General features: G+C 66.0%; 12 protein-coding genes. 8 read left to right on the top strand and 4 right to left on the bottom strand.

Annotated features, from left to right (window positions below; all coding sequences use genetic code 11):
- The first annotated feature begins 125 nt into the window (after positions 1-125).
- Positions 126-566 (top strand): hypothetical protein, encoded by a 441-nt coding sequence (locus tag ACVZTU_RS16720; RefSeq protein ID WP_139469037.1) that lies wholly within the window; start codon positions 126-128, stop codon positions 564-566.
- A 124-nt stretch (positions 567-690) separates the two neighbouring features.
- Here ACVZTU_RS16720 and cls read toward each other — a convergent pair whose 3' ends face one another.
- A complete protein-coding gene (cls, locus tag ACVZTU_RS16725; protein ID WP_139469036.1) occupies positions 691-2187 on the bottom strand; it encodes a cardiolipin synthase in 1497 nt (498 codons plus the stop codon).
- Positions 2188-2376: 189 nt separating this feature from the next.
- On the opposite strand from cls, the gene ACVZTU_RS16730 reads away from it, so the two are divergent.
- Positions 2377-3078 (top strand): NUDIX hydrolase, encoded by a 702-nt coding sequence (locus ACVZTU_RS16730; protein WP_482400905.1) that lies wholly within the window; start codon positions 2377-2379, stop codon positions 3076-3078.
- A gap of 1 nt (position 3079) precedes the next feature.
- Here the strand turns inward: ACVZTU_RS16730 and ACVZTU_RS16735 are convergent, their stop codons facing one another.
- Positions 3080-3964, bottom strand: a complete 885-nt coding sequence (locus ACVZTU_RS16735; protein ID WP_482400906.1) for an enoyl-CoA hydratase-related protein — start codon at positions 3962-3964, stop codon at positions 3080-3082.
- 107 nt (positions 3965-4071) lie between these two features.
- Positions 4072-5466: an MFS transporter gene (locus ACVZTU_RS16740; protein ID WP_482400907.1), complete on the bottom strand. Its 1395-nt coding sequence runs from the start codon at positions 5464-5466 to the stop codon at positions 4072-4074.
- Positions 5467-5699: 233 nt separating this feature from the next.
- Here ACVZTU_RS16740 and ACVZTU_RS16745 point away from each other — a divergent pair, with 233 nt between their 5' ends.
- The 3 genes from ACVZTU_RS16745 to ACVZTU_RS16755 all read left to right on the top strand — a co-directional run bounded on the left by ACVZTU_RS16745 (position 5700) and on the right by ACVZTU_RS16755 (position 8493).
- Positions 5700-6179: a TM2 domain-containing protein gene (locus ACVZTU_RS16745; protein ID WP_482400908.1), complete on the top strand. Its 480-nt coding sequence runs from the start codon at positions 5700-5702 to the stop codon at positions 6177-6179.
- Positions 6180-6325: 146 nt separating this feature from the next.
- Complete coding sequence (locus tag ACVZTU_RS16750; RefSeq protein WP_482400909.1) at positions 6326-7909, top strand: FMN-binding glutamate synthase family protein; 1584 nt, start codon at positions 6326-6328, stop codon at positions 7907-7909.
- Between the two features lie 14 nt (positions 7910-7923).
- Positions 7924-8493: a dienelactone hydrolase family protein gene (locus tag ACVZTU_RS16755; protein ID WP_482400910.1), complete on the top strand. Its 570-nt coding sequence runs from the start codon at positions 7924-7926 to the stop codon at positions 8491-8493.
- Between the two features lie 102 nt (positions 8494-8595).
- Here the strand turns inward: ACVZTU_RS16755 and ACVZTU_RS16760 are convergent, their stop codons facing one another.
- Entirely contained in the window at positions 8596-9399 is an 804-nt protein-coding gene (locus tag ACVZTU_RS16760; protein WP_180987753.1) for a 3-oxoacyl-ACP reductase, read from the bottom strand.
- A gap of 296 nt (positions 9400-9695) precedes the next feature.
- Between ACVZTU_RS16760 and ACVZTU_RS16765 the strand changes: the two genes are divergently transcribed.
- The 3 genes from ACVZTU_RS16765 to ACVZTU_RS16775 all read left to right on the top strand — a co-directional run bounded on the left by ACVZTU_RS16765 (position 9696) and on the right by ACVZTU_RS16775 (position 14651).
- Positions 9696-10718: a hypothetical protein gene (locus ACVZTU_RS16765; RefSeq protein WP_482400911.1), complete on the top strand. Its 1023-nt coding sequence runs from the start codon at positions 9696-9698 to the stop codon at positions 10716-10718.
- A gap of 122 nt (positions 10719-10840) precedes the next feature.
- On the top strand, positions 10841-11869 hold the full coding sequence (locus tag ACVZTU_RS16770) for a 3-oxoacyl-ACP synthase III (RefSeq protein ID WP_482400912.1): 1029 nt from the start codon (positions 10841-10843) through the stop codon (positions 11867-11869).
- Positions 11870-11876: 7 nt separating this feature from the next.
- Positions 11877-14651: an alpha/beta fold hydrolase gene (locus tag ACVZTU_RS16775; protein WP_482400913.1), complete on the top strand. Its 2775-nt coding sequence runs from the start codon at positions 11877-11879 to the stop codon at positions 14649-14651.
- Positions 14652-14687: the final 36 nt, after the last annotated feature.

Below are 14687 nucleotides of genomic sequence, written 5' to 3' on the forward strand. Positions count from 1 at the left end.
GCACGACTCGGTATAAGCTGGATCTTGAGGGCACAGTGCCCGTGCGCTGCCACATCGTTGCCCGGATCTGTGTCGCACAGCAGAGCCGAATACGGTGACGTCGAGTTGCGAAGAGGAGCAAGACCATGAAGAAGAGATTGATTCTCCTGGCCGGTCTCGGAGTCGGATTCATTCTGGGATCACGCACCGGGCGCCAGAGCTACGAACGGCTGAAGGCCCAGGCTCAGGATCTGTGGACCGACCCGCGCGTCCAGGACACCGTCGAGAAGGCCAACCAGTCTATCCGCGAGAAGTCGCCGGCAGTCGCCGATGCCGTTCAGACCGCGGCCGACAAGGTCAACGCCGCCGCTGCCACGAACACTCCCGTCTCCGAATTCGACGGCGACGAGGACTCGACTGGTGCGAAGGCAGACACGACCGCGAAGAGCACCACCGCCGCGCAGGAAACAGCGAAGTCGAACACCACGGCGAAGCACAAGCCGTCGCCGAAGGCCCAGGACTCGATCACCGATCCCGAGCGTCACCTCGACGACGAAGGACCGGCAGGAGTCGCCGACGACGACTGAGCAACGGCAGACTGGCTGAGTCAGTCGGCAACAGCCCAGGAAAAGGTGAACAGCCCATGTTTGAAACAGGGCTGTTCACCTTTTTCTGGGCTGTTCGCGGAATCCGCCGCTGGTGGGCCGGCGCCTACAGCAGCGAGCTCGTCAGGCGGGCCACGTTCTCCAGATACTTCTTCAGCAGCGGCCGCGCCTGCCATTCCTCGGCATTGAGCTCGACCGAATTCGGTGCATAGCGTTCGGCCTCGAGGTCGTACATGCGCTGCGTGAATTCCTTGTTGACGATGAAGAGCGTGACCTCGAGGTTCATCGCGAAGGACCTCTCGTCCATATTCGACGAGCCGATGATCGAGACCTCGTCGTCGATCATGAGGAACTTCGAGTGCAGCACCGTCGGAGCGTGGTACATGAAGATCCGCACCCCGGCGCGCACCAACTCGTCATAGTACGACTGCTGCGCCTTGTGGGTCAGCCAATGGTCGCTCGTCTCGCCGACGTACAGACGCACATCGACTCCCGATCTGGCCTCGGTCGTCAGCGCGTGCAGCAGGGACTCGTCGGGCACGAAATACGGTGAGCAGACGACGACGCGACGATTCGCGTTGTAGATGAGGTGGTTGAACAGGCGCAGATTGTTCTCGTCCTCGAAGCCGGGACCCGACGGCACGATCTGCGCCTGGACGCCGCCGAACTCGGGGGCCTCGAGCTCGAAGCTGTCGGGTTCGTCGAGGATCTCGTCGGTCTCCGAATACCAGTCGGTGATGAACACGGCATCGAGCTCTTCGACGACCGGCCCACGGCATTCCACCGACAGGTCCTTCCACTGGAAGCCCTTCCGGCGGTTGCGAGCCTTGTTGTAAGTGCGGTCGATGATGTTCTGCGAACCGGTGAACGCGACCTCCCCGTCGACGACGAGGATCTTGCGGTGATTGCGCAGGTCGGGCCGCTGGTATTCGCCCCTCCAGGGGCGGATCGGCAGGGCACGGCGCCAGCTGATGCCCGAACCGTCGAGCTTCTTCACCAGTTCCGAGTAGCCCGGGTAGCCCAGCGATCCCACATGGTCGATGAGGACCCGCACACTCACACCGCGCCGGTGCGCGGCCAGCAGCGATTCGAGCAGCCGCCTCGTCGTGTCATCGATGGCGACGATGTAGAACTCGAAGTGGACGAACCGCTGTGCTCGGTCGACGGCATCGGCCATCGCCTCCATGCAGGCGTGGTTGTCGACGTGGAGGTCGAAGGAGTTGCCGTGGGTCATCGGCAGGGCACCGAGATCGAAGTTGAGCTGCGCTGCGGTGCTCAGCGGTTCGGGCATATGGTCCTGGCGTCCGACGATCGCCTGGTGGCGGATCTGATCCCGGAAGAGGTCATTCATCTTCGACTGTTTGTCCCGCCGCCGCTTCGGCAGCTTCGACGATCCCAGCAGCAGGAACGCCGCAATGCCCACATACGGGATGAGGAAGATCGCAAGCAGCCAGCCCAGCGCGACCGACGGCCTGCGATTGTGCGGAATCCACCCGAGCGCGATGATGCGGATGATCATGTCGACCAACAGCAGGATGACGATCAGCCAGTTCGGCCAAGCCTGATTGATGTTGAAGAACGGATAGATCCCGAAACTGCTCATATAGTGCCCGTTCAGCCCCGCCCTGTTCGTCACCGGTTGGGTTATCGGCCTCAGATGGAGGATGTCAGATTGCCATCCATCGTATCCTGCCCGCCCCGCGCGCACTCGCCCCACCCCACCGTCGGCCCTCTGCCCGAGCCCGGGCATACTGGAAGCAGACATCAATTGCTGAGAGCGAAGGTGCTGAACGTGATTCGAGACATCAACCCCGAGGGTTCCGACCGTTCGGATACCGCCGACAGCGCGAGCCGCGGTCCCGATATCGCCGACGCCGAGGCGGTCCCGATCAGGCCCGCCGTCAGCGTGCTCATGCTCCGCGACGGGGACGAAGGGATCGAGGTGTTCGTCCAGCACCGGGTGTCGACGATGGATTTCGCGGCCGGCGTCGTCGTCTTCCCCGGTGGCCGCGTCGACCCCGTCGATGCGACGACCGCACCGACCATCACCGTCCCCGATCCGCAGGTGCACACGTCCGCGTGGTCCGACTCGACCATCGCCGAGGATGCCGAAGGGTGGCGCGTCCTGCTGGCCACCGCTGTGCGCGAGGTCGAGGAGGAGACGGGCGCGGTCCTCGACCCGGCCGGGCTCAAGCCGTGGGCGAACTGGGTGACTCCATTGGGTCGGCCCAAGCGCTTCGATACGTACTTCTATACGATCGCGGCTCCCGAGCTCGCCGCCGCCCAGCATCAGACGACGGAGGCGCACACGAGCGAGTGGCGCTCGGTGACCGGGATCCTCGCAGATGAGGGAGCCGGACGGCTGAAGCTCATGCGTCCGACGTTCGTGCTGCTGCGTGAACTCGCGGAATTCCCCACCGTCGCCGAGGCGATCACCTCCGAGAGGATCATCGATCCAGTCCGCCCGGAGTTCCCCTCCAACCGCGGGTCCTGACTCAGCCCTTGGCGCGGGCCTTCATCGCGGCCAGGCGAGTGGCGACGACCTGCTTCTGCTCGTCGGTGCCCAACAGCGCGGCGAGCGCTTCCTGTTCGGCGTCGAGTCCGGTGCTGAAGTCGGAGTCATAGGACAGGTCAACAAGCCGCTTCGCCCACACCAGCGCCGACCGTGACTGGCCCGCGATCTGCCCGGCCAGTTCGAGAGCACGGGCCAGAGGGTCCTCGACGACTTCTTCGACGAGGCCGATGCGCAGAGCTTCTTCGGCACCGATCGTGACGGCGGTGACGATGAGCTTCTTCGCCTGAGCGGGTCCCACGAGTCGCGGCAACAGCTGGGTGCCGCACATATCGGGGATGATTCCCCAATTGAGTTCCATGAGTGAGAGCTTCGCGTCTGGTCCGGCCACACGCATGTCCGCACCGAGAGCGATCTGCAGCCCGCCGCCGAGCGCCGGTCCGCGCACGGCAGCGATGACCGGAACCTCGACGAGTGACCACACGTGCACGGCTTTCTGCGCCAGGGCCCGGGCCGAACCGAGCCGCTCGCCGATATCGACGGCGGTGGCCACGGAGTCCGCCGCTTCCGATTCACCGGCACCGGCGGCCTGCTCGGCTGCTTCCTCAGCGGATGAGCGGGTCGCTGCTCCGGCCTCGGCGATCCGGGCCATCTCGGTGAAGTCGAGACCGGCGCTGAAGGCACGACCGCGACCGGACAGGACCACGGCCTTGACTTCGCTCGAACCTTTAAGTGCCAGCCCCGCCTCGACGAGGTCTTCGAATACCTCGCGAGTGAGCGAATTGAGCTTGTCGGCACGGTCGATCTCGACGTGGGCGACGCCGTCGGTGATCGCGTAGACGACGGTCGAGTTGGTGGTCTCAGACATGAATGGGCCTTTCGACGACGATGCCGGTGCGCAAACCACCGGCACAAGCGGAACATGACGCAGCCGCAGGCGACAGGCCACCGACGCCGGCGACACTGAACGAGCGATCAGCTGCGTTTCCTGAAGCCTAGCGGAGCACCGGTCAGGGTCAAGACGAAGACCACTATGAGTGAGCTCGCGCACATGGCGACGACTCCCGGCCAAGCGAAGTCGGCGAAGAGGACCGCCGAGAGCCAGGCGCCGAGGCTCGTGCCCAGGTAGTAGACGGTGAGGTAGATGGCTGCAGAACGGGTCGAGTCGACTCCCGGCCGGGCGGCACTCGCCGCCGCGGAGGCACCCGTATGTCCGAGGAAGAATCCGGCGGTGAGCAGCGACATGCCGATGATGATCACCACGAGCGAATCGACCAGAGTCAGCCCCGCACCGGCGAGCGCGATGACCATTCCCGCCAGGGTGATCCGAGTGCGTGGGTACTTCGTGGCCAAGCGGCCGTAATACGTGGTGACGACGGTGCCGACGAGGTAGATGAGGAAGAACAGCGCGACTGCGCCCTCGCTCAGGTGCCACGGATCCTGCTGGAGGCGGGTGCCGAGCATCGTGAACGATCCGCCGAAGACGATCATGCACAGGAACCCGGTGAGGTAGATCCTCCACAGACCTCCGCGCAGCGGAATCGCTCGCCGAGGCGGCTGCGCGCTCCCAGCCCCACCGTCGTCGGCGGCGGCGTCGCCGGAAGAGTCGGCATCGCCGTCGACGGACCCATCGGTGGCGGCCGGGACGCCGTCACCGTCGGCGAGAGCATTGCTGGCACTGCCGTCACCTTCGGTGACAGCGTCAGGGTCGGCCGCCTCGGCGAGGGTGGGATTCGTGTCGGACGGAATGGAGTCGTCCGTGTCGAGGACAGCCCGGCTGCGGGCGGTGGAGAAGAGATCGTGGCGCAGCAGCCAGACGACGATGAGCCCGAAGATCAGCGACACGACCGCGGTGAACGCAAGCCCACCGTGCCAGCCGAGGAATTCCGACGCCAGCCCGGTGAGCAACCTCGAGCAGAGCCCGCCGATCGTGTTGCCGGCGATGTAGACCCCGATCGCCCCGGGCAGCGCGGCCGGCGGCAGACGAAGCGACAGATAGGCCATGGCCGTGGCCGGCACCGAGGCGATCGCCAGTCCCTGGAGGAACCGGACGACGATGAGCAGCTCCGGGGTCGGAGTGAAGGGAAGGACGAGCGCGAGGATCGCCGCGACGATCACCCCAGCACCGATCTGGCGGGCGTGGCCGATCCGCGGGGCGAGCATGGAGAAGGGAATGAGGAAACAGGCCATGGCCACGTTCGTCGCGGACACGGTCAGGCTCGCCGTCGGACCGTCGATTCCGTAGGCGTCGCGGATCGCCGGCAGCAGGCCCTGGGTCTCGTAGAGGACGAGGAAGACGGAGACTCCCGCGAGGAAGACCGCGGCTACGGTACGCCGAGTGCTCGTCGGACTCGGCTCACCTGTGCTCATGAGCCCTACGCTATGCCTCCGGCATTCGCGGCTCAAACGATTCCGGGTCCCGGACCGTGTGAGTCCGGACACCGCGGGTGGCTGTGGGCACCCGACGCCGGTGTGCCCCGCGTGTACCTGCGGGATCGCACAACACCGCGGGGATGCGGAGGATAACCCCATCGCGGAGGCGGCCCTGCGACTTCTAGGCTGAAGACCATAAGTTCGACGAGCAGTGAATGGACGTGCCAGCGATGACGGCGACCAGCGAGATTCCCGCACTCAGCGCAGACCCCGCGAACCGCTCTGCCGCACCCTCTGACTCACCCTTTGCTCCACAGAACCCAGCCGCGCCCTCCCCCGGTGACCCCACCTCGTCCCTGGAATCGCTTGCGCCTTCCGAAAGCCAGCCCGCGGACGTGCCCGGCAACCGCTCCTTCGTCATCACCTGGCTGCTGTCGATGCTCTTCGGGGTCCTCGGTCTTGATCGGTTCTACACCGGCCGATACCTCACGGGCGCGCTCAAGCTGCTCAGCCTCGGCGGGTTGGGGATCTGGTGGCTCATCGATCTCGGCATCGTTCTCGCCGGCGGCCTGCGTTATCGGCGGGAGCCGCTGCGCGGTTACGCGCAGGACAAGGAGATCGCGTGGATTGCCACCGGATTCACCCTCATCGTCGCCTATTCGATGCAGATCGACGAGCTCGTGACAACGCTGCTCGGCAGCCTCTTCTGAGACGATCCAGCCTCCGGTTCTGATGCGTCTCGGCAGCCTGTTCTGAGACGGTTCGCCGACAGTTCACGACTGTCTCAGGTCTGCCTTTCCTGAAAACTGCACGTTCTCGGTCTAGGCTCGAGATCAGGACAGTCCAAGGAGGCACAATGAAACGGCAATTCCCCATTGTCCGGATGGTCACCGGCGACACGGCAGGCAAGCAGATCGCCGGAGCGGCGGCGGCCGCCTCGGCGCTCGGACTCGGCGCGCTGGCAGCATGGGATCTCACGCAGAAGAAGCATTCGATCCTGCGCAACTATCCGATCGCTGGGCACGCCCGATTCCTGCTGGAGTCGATCCGGCCGGAGATCCAGCAGTACTTCATCGAACGAAACTGGGACGGACGCCCGTTCAATCGCGACACCCGCACCACCATCTACGAACGAGCCAAAGGCACCCACTCGGAACACGCGTTCGGCACCGAGCACGATGTCGACCGCGCCGGCTACGAGGCGCTCATGCACTCGAACATGCCGATCCCCAATCCGCCCAGGCCACCACGCGTGCGCATCGGCGGTGACGAGTGCACTCAGCCCTACGACATCTCGTTGCTCAACGTCTCGGCGATGAGCTTCGGCTCGCTGAGCAACAACGCCATCCGGGCCCTGAACAAGGGTGCGGCGCTGGGCGGATTCGCCCACGACACCGGTGAGGGATCGATCTCGCCGTATCACCGTGAGCACGGCGGCGACCTCATCTGGGAGCTCGGCACCGGATACTTCGGCGCCCGCACCCCCGAAGGAGAATTCTCCCCCGAGATCTTCGCCGAGAAAGCGCAGGACCCGCAGGTGAAGATGGTCTCGCTCAAGCTCTCCCAGGGTGCGAAGCCGGGCATCGGCGGCGTGCTGCCCGGGCCGAAGGTCACCGAGGAGATCTCCGAGATCCGCGGCATCCCCGTCGGCCAGACCTGCATCAGCCCTCCCGGACACACGGTGTTCTCGACTCCGATCGAGCTGCTCGAGTTCATCCGGCAGATGCGTGAGCTCTCCGGCGGCAAACCCGCCGGATTCAAACTGTGCATCGGCTCGCGCACGGAGTTCCTCTCGATCGTCAAGGCCATGGTGGAGACCCAGATCCTGCCGGACTTCATCATCGTCGACGGCTCCGAAGGCGGCACCGGTGCTGCACCGTTGGAGTTCGAGGACAATGTCGGTCTGCCTCTGACTCAGGGGCTGATGATCGTCCACAACGCGCTCGTCGGCGCGGGCCTGCGGAAGAAGATCAAGGTCGGCGCCTCGGGCAAGATCGCCACTGGCACCGATATCGTCAAACGCCTCATCCAGGGTGCGGACTTCACGAACTCCGCCCGCGCGATGATGATGGCCGTCGGCTGCATCCAGGCCCAGGCCTGCCACACGGGCAAATGCCCCGTAGGCGTCGCCACACAGGATCCGCGGCGAGCGCGCGCCATCGACGTTCCCACCAAGGCCGAACGTGTGCGCAACTACCACGACGGAGTCGTCGCCGAGGCGGTCCGCCTCATGGCATCGATGGGTGCGGCCGCACCGGACGAGCTGGAGCCGACGATGCTGCGACGCAATGTCTCGGCCTCCGAATCCTGGTCCTATGCTCGCCTCTACGACTGGCTGAAGCCCGGCGAACTCCTTGATGACACCCCCTCGGAGTGGGCAGACGACTGGGCCACGGCCCGCGCGGACACCTTCACCATCCCCCGCGGACACAGCCGCTGAGTGAGAGGATTCCTATGACCACTCTTGTCCTTCTCCATTCGGCTCTGGGGCGGACGTCCGGGATGGATGCCATCGCCGAACGCTTCGCCCTGGCCGGATGTGCCGTGCACACTCCCGACGTCTATGCGGGCAGGACCTTCGACGACGCAGAATCGGGAGTCGCCCACTCCCAGGAGCTCGGGTTCTCGACCCTCGTCGATCGGGTGAAGGACGCCTGCGAGGACCTCGGCGACGATCTCGTCTTCGGCGGATTCTCGCTGGGGGCCGCCCTCGCTCAGCAGATGGGCAAGAACGATCCGCGCGCCCGCGGCGTCCTGCTCTTCCACGGCGGCGGCTTCCCGAAGCCGACGCGCTGGCAGGCCGGAGTTCCGGTGCAGGCTCATTTCGCCGTCGATGACTCCTGGCGTAGCCCGGGAACGATTGAGACGCTCATGGAGTCTGCGACGAAGGCGGGTGCGCAGGCGGAGTACTTCCTCTACCCGGGCAGCACCCACCTGTTCAGCGACCCGACCACCCCGGACTACCGCGAAGACAGCGCAGAACTGCTCTACGAACGGGCTTTGGCTTTCCTCGACCGTTTCTGAAGTCCACTTCCCGGCTCCGGGACGCCCTTGCACGCAGACCATCGGTTGTCCAGCCTCGTCCACGCTGGCGGGCGCGGCCCGCCCATGTCACAGTCGGCCGCCTCACCCCATGACGAGGCCGTTGTCGACGATGAGGTTCTGGCCGGTCACCGCACGCGAGGCGGGAGAGGCGAAGAACACCACCGCCGAGGCGAAGTCCTCCGGAGTCGTCACCCGTCGCAGCGCACTGGCGGCGGCGATCTGGTCGAAGACCTCTTCGGGCGTCGCCGAGGACGCATCGGTGGTGCGCAGCAGTCCGCCGGAGACCATGTTCACCCGCACCCCGGCCGGGCCGAGGTCCTTCGCGAACGTCCTGGTCAGCGACAGCAGCGCCGCCTTGCCTGCCGTGTAGTCGTGGTACGGCACGACCGGGTCCTGGAACAGGTTGGTGCCGATGTTGATGACGCGGCCGGAACCGAGCTCGCGGAAACCGTGCATCGCGGCCTGGATCGTGTTGACCGCACCTTCGACCGAACCGCGGAACTGATCGGCGAAATCCGAATAATCGATCTCGTCGGCCGGTTGGCGTTCATCGCCGTTGAACGAGAAATCTGCGAGAGCATTGTTGACCACAGTGGATACGGGAGAACCGAACTCGGCGGCCGCGGTTTCGAACATGGCGTCGACGGCGCGGGAATCGGTGACATCGGCTTCGATGGCCACCGCACGTCCACCGCGAGCGCGGACCGCCTCGGCGAGTTCTTCTGCGGTCTCGGCCGAGTACCGGTAGTTGATGACCAGGGCCGCACCCTCGGGCGCGAAGGCCTTCGCGATCGCAGCGCCCAGGCCGCGACCGGACCCGGTGACGAGCACGACCTGCTCATCGAGTGGCAGGGCCTCGGAGGTGAATGCCTGTGGGTTGCTCATCGCGTGTCTCCTTCGGACGTCGGTGGGCGGATCCTGACCCCACCATACCCAGGAACCGCCAGCACCGAAGCCGAGCGCCGCGAGACGGTCTGCAGCGCGGCCGAGCGCCGCGAGACGGTCTGCAGCGCGACAGATGTTGGGTCGATCCACGGTGATATCGCGGCCCAGAACACCGTGGATCGACCAGCAAATCGCTGCGAACCGCGCGCACATGGGCCACGGAACGTGCTCTGAGCGGCATGAGTCCATAGACTGAAAAGAAGACCACCGTTGTCCATCCCCAGGAAGTCACCCTTATGAACGAGCTCGGCGCCGGCATCTCCATCGGAGTCCTCGCGGCTCTCGTCGTCTTCGTCATCTACTTCATCGGAGCGAAGCTCGGACGATGGCAGCCCAGGAACCCCGCCAGTGGAGGCGGTGCTCAGGGCGGCTACCCACAGACTCAGTACGGTCAGAACCCCTACGGCCAGCCCGGCTACGACCAGTCCGGTCGCCCGTGGAGCAGCGAGGACGAGACCCGCGTTCTTCCCAGCAACGCGCAGGGCTACAACGCACAGGGCTACGACGACGCCGATCTGCCGCGAGCGACGAAGAACGAACTCGCCGCCAACGTCCAGCACTCCGGCCAGATGATCGAGGCCAACCGACGGGCTGCCACCGCGGCCAACGGCGACACCGTCGCAGTGTTCACCTACATCCTCGGTGCCGCACTCATCGCCGTCGTCGCCTTCGTGTTCTTCAACAACCTGCTGCTGCCGGCCACCATCGGCGCGCTGACGGGCGCGATCATCTGCGTGGCGCTGTCGGCGACCTACACGATCAAGCACCTGGACTTCTGGCCGGACAATGCGACGATCTCGATCATCAACCTGCTCGTCGCCCTGGCCGCGTCGATCTTCATGTACATCGGGTCCGTGCAGACTGTGCGCGACAACATCAGCCTGTCCACGATCACCGACTCGTTCGACGCCCTGCCCTTCGGCGACGGCTTCTCCGCCTTCGCCGTGGCCATCGGCGACCGGGTGGTGACGTTCTTCAAGGACTTCGGCTTCTTCGGCTTCGTGTTCCTGCTGTTCATGGGCATCGGCTGCATCATCGTCTTCACCCTCGCCGCTAAGTCGCTCGTCGACGTCATGGATTGGCGGATCTTCGCCCAGTTCGGCCACAACGTCACCGATCGTCCTATGTCGTATTCGCGTGCCGTGCGCTTCCAGACGTCGAAGGTCTCGCACACTGTGACCTCGCTCGTTCTCGCCGTCATCGCTGTGCTCGCCGCCACAGGATTGCTCTATGACGGCTTCACCTGGTTCACACGCTGATGAACATCTCAGAAACCGGGCGGTAAGATAGGTCCGGAATTCCCCCGTCGTGACGCGTCACGCGCGCCTCTGCGGCCGATATCGACACCGACGAACGACCCGAAAAGGGATGAGTACTTCAATTGGCGAATGGCAATGCAACATTTCGGCACTCGAACGTGGCCCTGCTCGGCCTGACCGAGACCCTGGCCCCGAACGAAGTGACCTCGCAGGAATTCGACGAGCGCCTCGCCGATACGCTGTCATCCCTCAACCTGCCGCAGGGTCTGCTCCAACGAGTCGCCGGTGTGTACGCCCGCCGCAACTGGGATGAGCCCCACCAGTTCGCCGATGGTGCGATCACGGCCGGAAAGAAGGCCCTCGCCGAGGCGGGGGTCCCTCCCGACGCCATCGGACTGATGGTCAACACCTCCGTGACCCGCGAACACCTGGAACCGTCTGTGGCCGTCGGCGTCCACGCCGGCATCGGGCTCGGCCCCCAGGCGATGAACTTCGACATCGCCAACGCCTGCCTCGGATTCGTCAACGGAATGACCCTGGCCGCGAACATGATCGACGCCGGGCAGATCGAATACGCCCTCATCGTCGCCGGCGAAGACGCCTCCCGTGTTCAGGAGGCGACGCTGCGTCGCCTCAACCGTCCGGGCATCACCCGCGAGGAATACCTCAACGAATTCGCGTCTCTGACCCTGGGTTCCGGCGCTGCCGCCGCCGTCCTCGGCCCTGCCGACAAACATCCGGAGGGCCACCGCATCCTCGGCGGCATCACCCGTGCGGCCACCCAGCATCACGAGCTGTGCGTCGGTGACCACAACGGAATGTTCACCGACACGAAGGGGTTGCTCTCCGGCGGCATGGAACTCGTCGTCGCCGCGTGGGAGGAAGCCCACGAGACCGGTTGGAACTGGCGGGAGATGGACCGCTACGTCATGCACCAGGTCTCCGATGTGCACACGAATTCGATCACGAAGGCCGCGAACCTCGACCCCGACCGGATTCCCGTGAGCTATCCGGAGCTGGGCAACGTCGGCCCCGCCTCCCTGCCCATCACCCTGTCCCGTGAGGCCGAGAACCTCAAACCCGGCGACCGCATCCTGTGCATGGGCGTCGGCTCCGGCCTCAACACCGCCATGACCGAGATCGAGTGGTAGAGACTTCATGAGATTTCCTGCACGGCCGGCCACGACTCCCCCGCAGCTGCCCGAGTGGGACCCCGCCTGGTCCCGAATCGTCGAGGCGGAAACCTCCGACGGGACGCACGCGTTCCATGTGCTCGACACGCTGCCGGCCCTGACCGCTGCCGGGGTGGAGCCGACGGGCACGATCGTTGCCCTCCACGGCAACCCGACCTGGTCGTATCTGTGGCGCAGGCTGGCGCAGGCCACCATCGATGCCGCACAGTCCGGCGGCCGCGCCTGGCGGCTCATCGCCCCCGACCAGCTCGAGATGGGCTTCTCCGAACGGCTCGCCCACTCCTCGATGCCGGCCCCGAAATCCGCAGAGGTCCGTCGCATCGCCGATCGCATCGCTGATTTCGACGCGGTCGTCTCAAACCTGTTCGCCGAGGTGGCCGCCACCGGATCCGCCACCCACCCGATCGTGACGATCGGTCACGACTGGGGCGGAGTCCTCTCCCTCGGCTGGGCCGCCAGGAACACCGAACTGGTGTCCGCGGCGATCAGCCTCAACACGGCCGTCCACCAGCCCGAGGACGCCCCGGTGCCCGCACCGCTGCGCGCGACCCTGGCCGGGCCCATGCTGCCTGCGGCCACCGTTCTCACCGACGGTTTCCTACGCGTCACCCTCGCTTTGGGTGACCTCGATGCCGAGATCAAGGACGCCTTCCACGCCCCGTACCGGAGGGCAGAGGACCGATGGGCGATCGGCAACTTCGTCGCCGATATCCCCGTCGATGGCACTCATGCCTCCGATCCCGAACTCCAGCGCATCGGCCAGGACATCGCTGCCTTCGACAAGCCGGCCTTGCTCGTCTGGGGCCCGAAGGATCCGGTGTTCCTCGAACGCTATCTGCGCGACCTGCGCCAGCGCCTGCCGCAGGCCGATGTGCACCGATTCGAAACGGCCTCCCACCTCGTCAGCGAAGACCACGACGTGCCCGGTCTCGTCCTCGACTGGCTGAGCGCCCAGTTCGATGCGCCCACCACCGCGAACACCCCCACCGAGGCGGCCCCCGCGAAGGGATCGTCCGAGCGGAAGGGCACGGCCGCCTCGGCGACGGGATCGATCCCTGCCGCCGCCGGCTCAGCGTCCGAGGCTGATATCCGCCCCGTCACGGCGATCCTCGATGCCCGCCGTGAGGACGAGGCGATCGCCTCGGTCGACTTCGCGCAGAATCCGGCGCAGCAGATCACGTGGCGCCATCTGTGGCACGTGACGACGTCGATCGCGAACGGGCTGCTCGACCTCGGGGTGAAGCCCGGGGACCGGGTGTCCATGCTTGTGCCTCCGGGCAACAACCTCACCGCCGCCCTCTATGCGTGCCTGAAGATCGGTGCGGTCGCCGTCGTCGCCGATGCCGGACTCGGCCCGAAGGGAATGACTCGGGCGATCACCTCGGCTGATCCGCAGTGGATCATCGGCGAACTACCCGGACTCGCTCTGGCCCGCGCCTTCGGCTGGCCGGGACGACGCATCTCCGTACGTCCGCTCGGGCCTGTGCGTTCCCGGATGTTCAAGGCGGAGACGAGCCTGACGGCACTCTCCCGCACCCCGCACCGGGCCGAGCTGCCGACCCCGTCACCGGATGCCGATGCGGCGATCCTCTTCACCTCCGGGTCGACGGGACCGGCGAAGGGCGTGCGCTATACGCATGCGGACATCTCCGCGCTGGCGGCCATGCTGACCAGGACCTTCAACGTCACCGAAGGCACCGGTCTGGTGGCTGGGTTCCCACCGTTCGCCCTGTTGGGACCGGCCATCGGGGCCACCTCGGTGACACCGGACATGTCGGTGACGAAACCGAAGACGCTCACGGCCACAGCGATCGCCGATGCGATCATCGCCGGACGGGCCACCATGGTCTTCGCCTCCCCTGCCGCATACTCGAATGTCGCCGCGACCGCCGGAGAGCTCGACGAGCAGCAGCGGGAAGCGTGCGCCGGGGTCGAACTCGTGCTCTCGGCGGGTGCGCCCGTGCCGCTGGAGCTTATGGATGCCATTGCCGAGGTGTTCCCGAACGCGTCCATCCACTCCCCATATGGCATGACCGAGGGGCTCCTGCTCACCGACATCGACCGTGACGGCGTGGCCGCCGCCGATGCCACCGGTGGTCTCGGGGTCTGCGTGGGGCAGCCGATCGACGGCGTCGAACTCGCCCTGGCCCCCATCGATGAGTCGGGACGTTCGGCCGATGAGCTGCTGCAGGGTGCGGCCGTACAGGGCCGCCTCGGCGAATTCGTCGTCAGTGCCGCCCATATCAAGTCTGGCTACGACAACCTCTGGCGCACCAGTGCGGATTCTGCGCGTGATGATCTGCACGGTCTGACATGGCACCGCACGAACGACATCGGCCACATCGATGAGAACGGTCGCGTGTGGCTCGAGGGACGTCTGCAGCATGTCGTCACGACCCCGCGCGGGCCGGTCGGGCCCGGAGGCCTCGAAGCGCTCATCGACGCCGATGCCCAGGTCTCCCGCAACTCTGTCGTCGGCATCGGTCCCGTCGGCACCCAGGCGCTCGTGGCGGTGCTCGATGCCGAGGGCACCTCGCTGTCTCCCGGTCTGGCGCCCTTGGACCTGACAGCGCGCCTGCGGGAGAAGGTCGCCGAGGCGGTCGGTCATGATCTGACCGCTGTGCTCGTGGCACCCGAGTTCCCCACCGACATCCGCCACAATTCGAAGATCGACCGCTCCCGACTCGCCGCCTGGGCCGACAGCGCCCTGGCTGGTGGGCCGGTGCGGGGAAGCTTCTAGAGGCATCGCCGATATCTGCGCCACCCCCGAATCTGC

The sequence above is a fragment of the Brevibacterium sp. OS20 genome (assembly GCF_056837565.1).

Coding starts and splice junctions, on each gene's coding strand:
- ACVZTU_RS16720 (WP_139469037.1), top strand. CDS start 126: ATGAAGAAGAGATTGATTCTCCTGGCCGGTCTCGGAGTCGGATTCATT.
- cls (WP_139469036.1), bottom strand. CDS start 2,187: ATGAGCAGTTTCGGGATCTATCCGTTCTTCAACATCAATCAGGCTTGG.
- ACVZTU_RS16735 (WP_482400906.1), bottom strand. CDS start 3,964: ATGTCTGAGACCACCAACTCGACCGTCGTCTACGCGATCACCGACGGC.
- ACVZTU_RS16740 (WP_482400907.1), bottom strand. CDS start 5,466: ATGAGCACAGGTGAGCCGAGTCCGACGAGCACTCGGCGTACCGTAGCC.
- ACVZTU_RS16745 (WP_482400908.1), top strand. CDS start 5,700: ATGACGGCGACCAGCGAGATTCCCGCACTCAGCGCAGACCCCGCGAAC.
- ACVZTU_RS16750 (WP_482400909.1), top strand. CDS start 6,326: ATGAAACGGCAATTCCCCATTGTCCGGATGGTCACCGGCGACACGGCA.
- ACVZTU_RS16755 (WP_482400910.1), top strand. CDS start 7,924: ATGACCACTCTTGTCCTTCTCCATTCGGCTCTGGGGCGGACGTCCGGG.
- ACVZTU_RS16760 (WP_180987753.1), bottom strand. CDS start 9,399: ATGAGCAACCCACAGGCATTCACCTCCGAGGCCCTGCCACTCGATGAG.
- ACVZTU_RS16765 (WP_482400911.1), top strand. CDS start 9,696: ATGAACGAGCTCGGCGCCGGCATCTCCATCGGAGTCCTCGCGGCTCTC.
- ACVZTU_RS16775 (WP_482400913.1), top strand. CDS start 11,877: ATGAGATTTCCTGCACGGCCGGCCACGACTCCCCCGCAGCTGCCCGAG.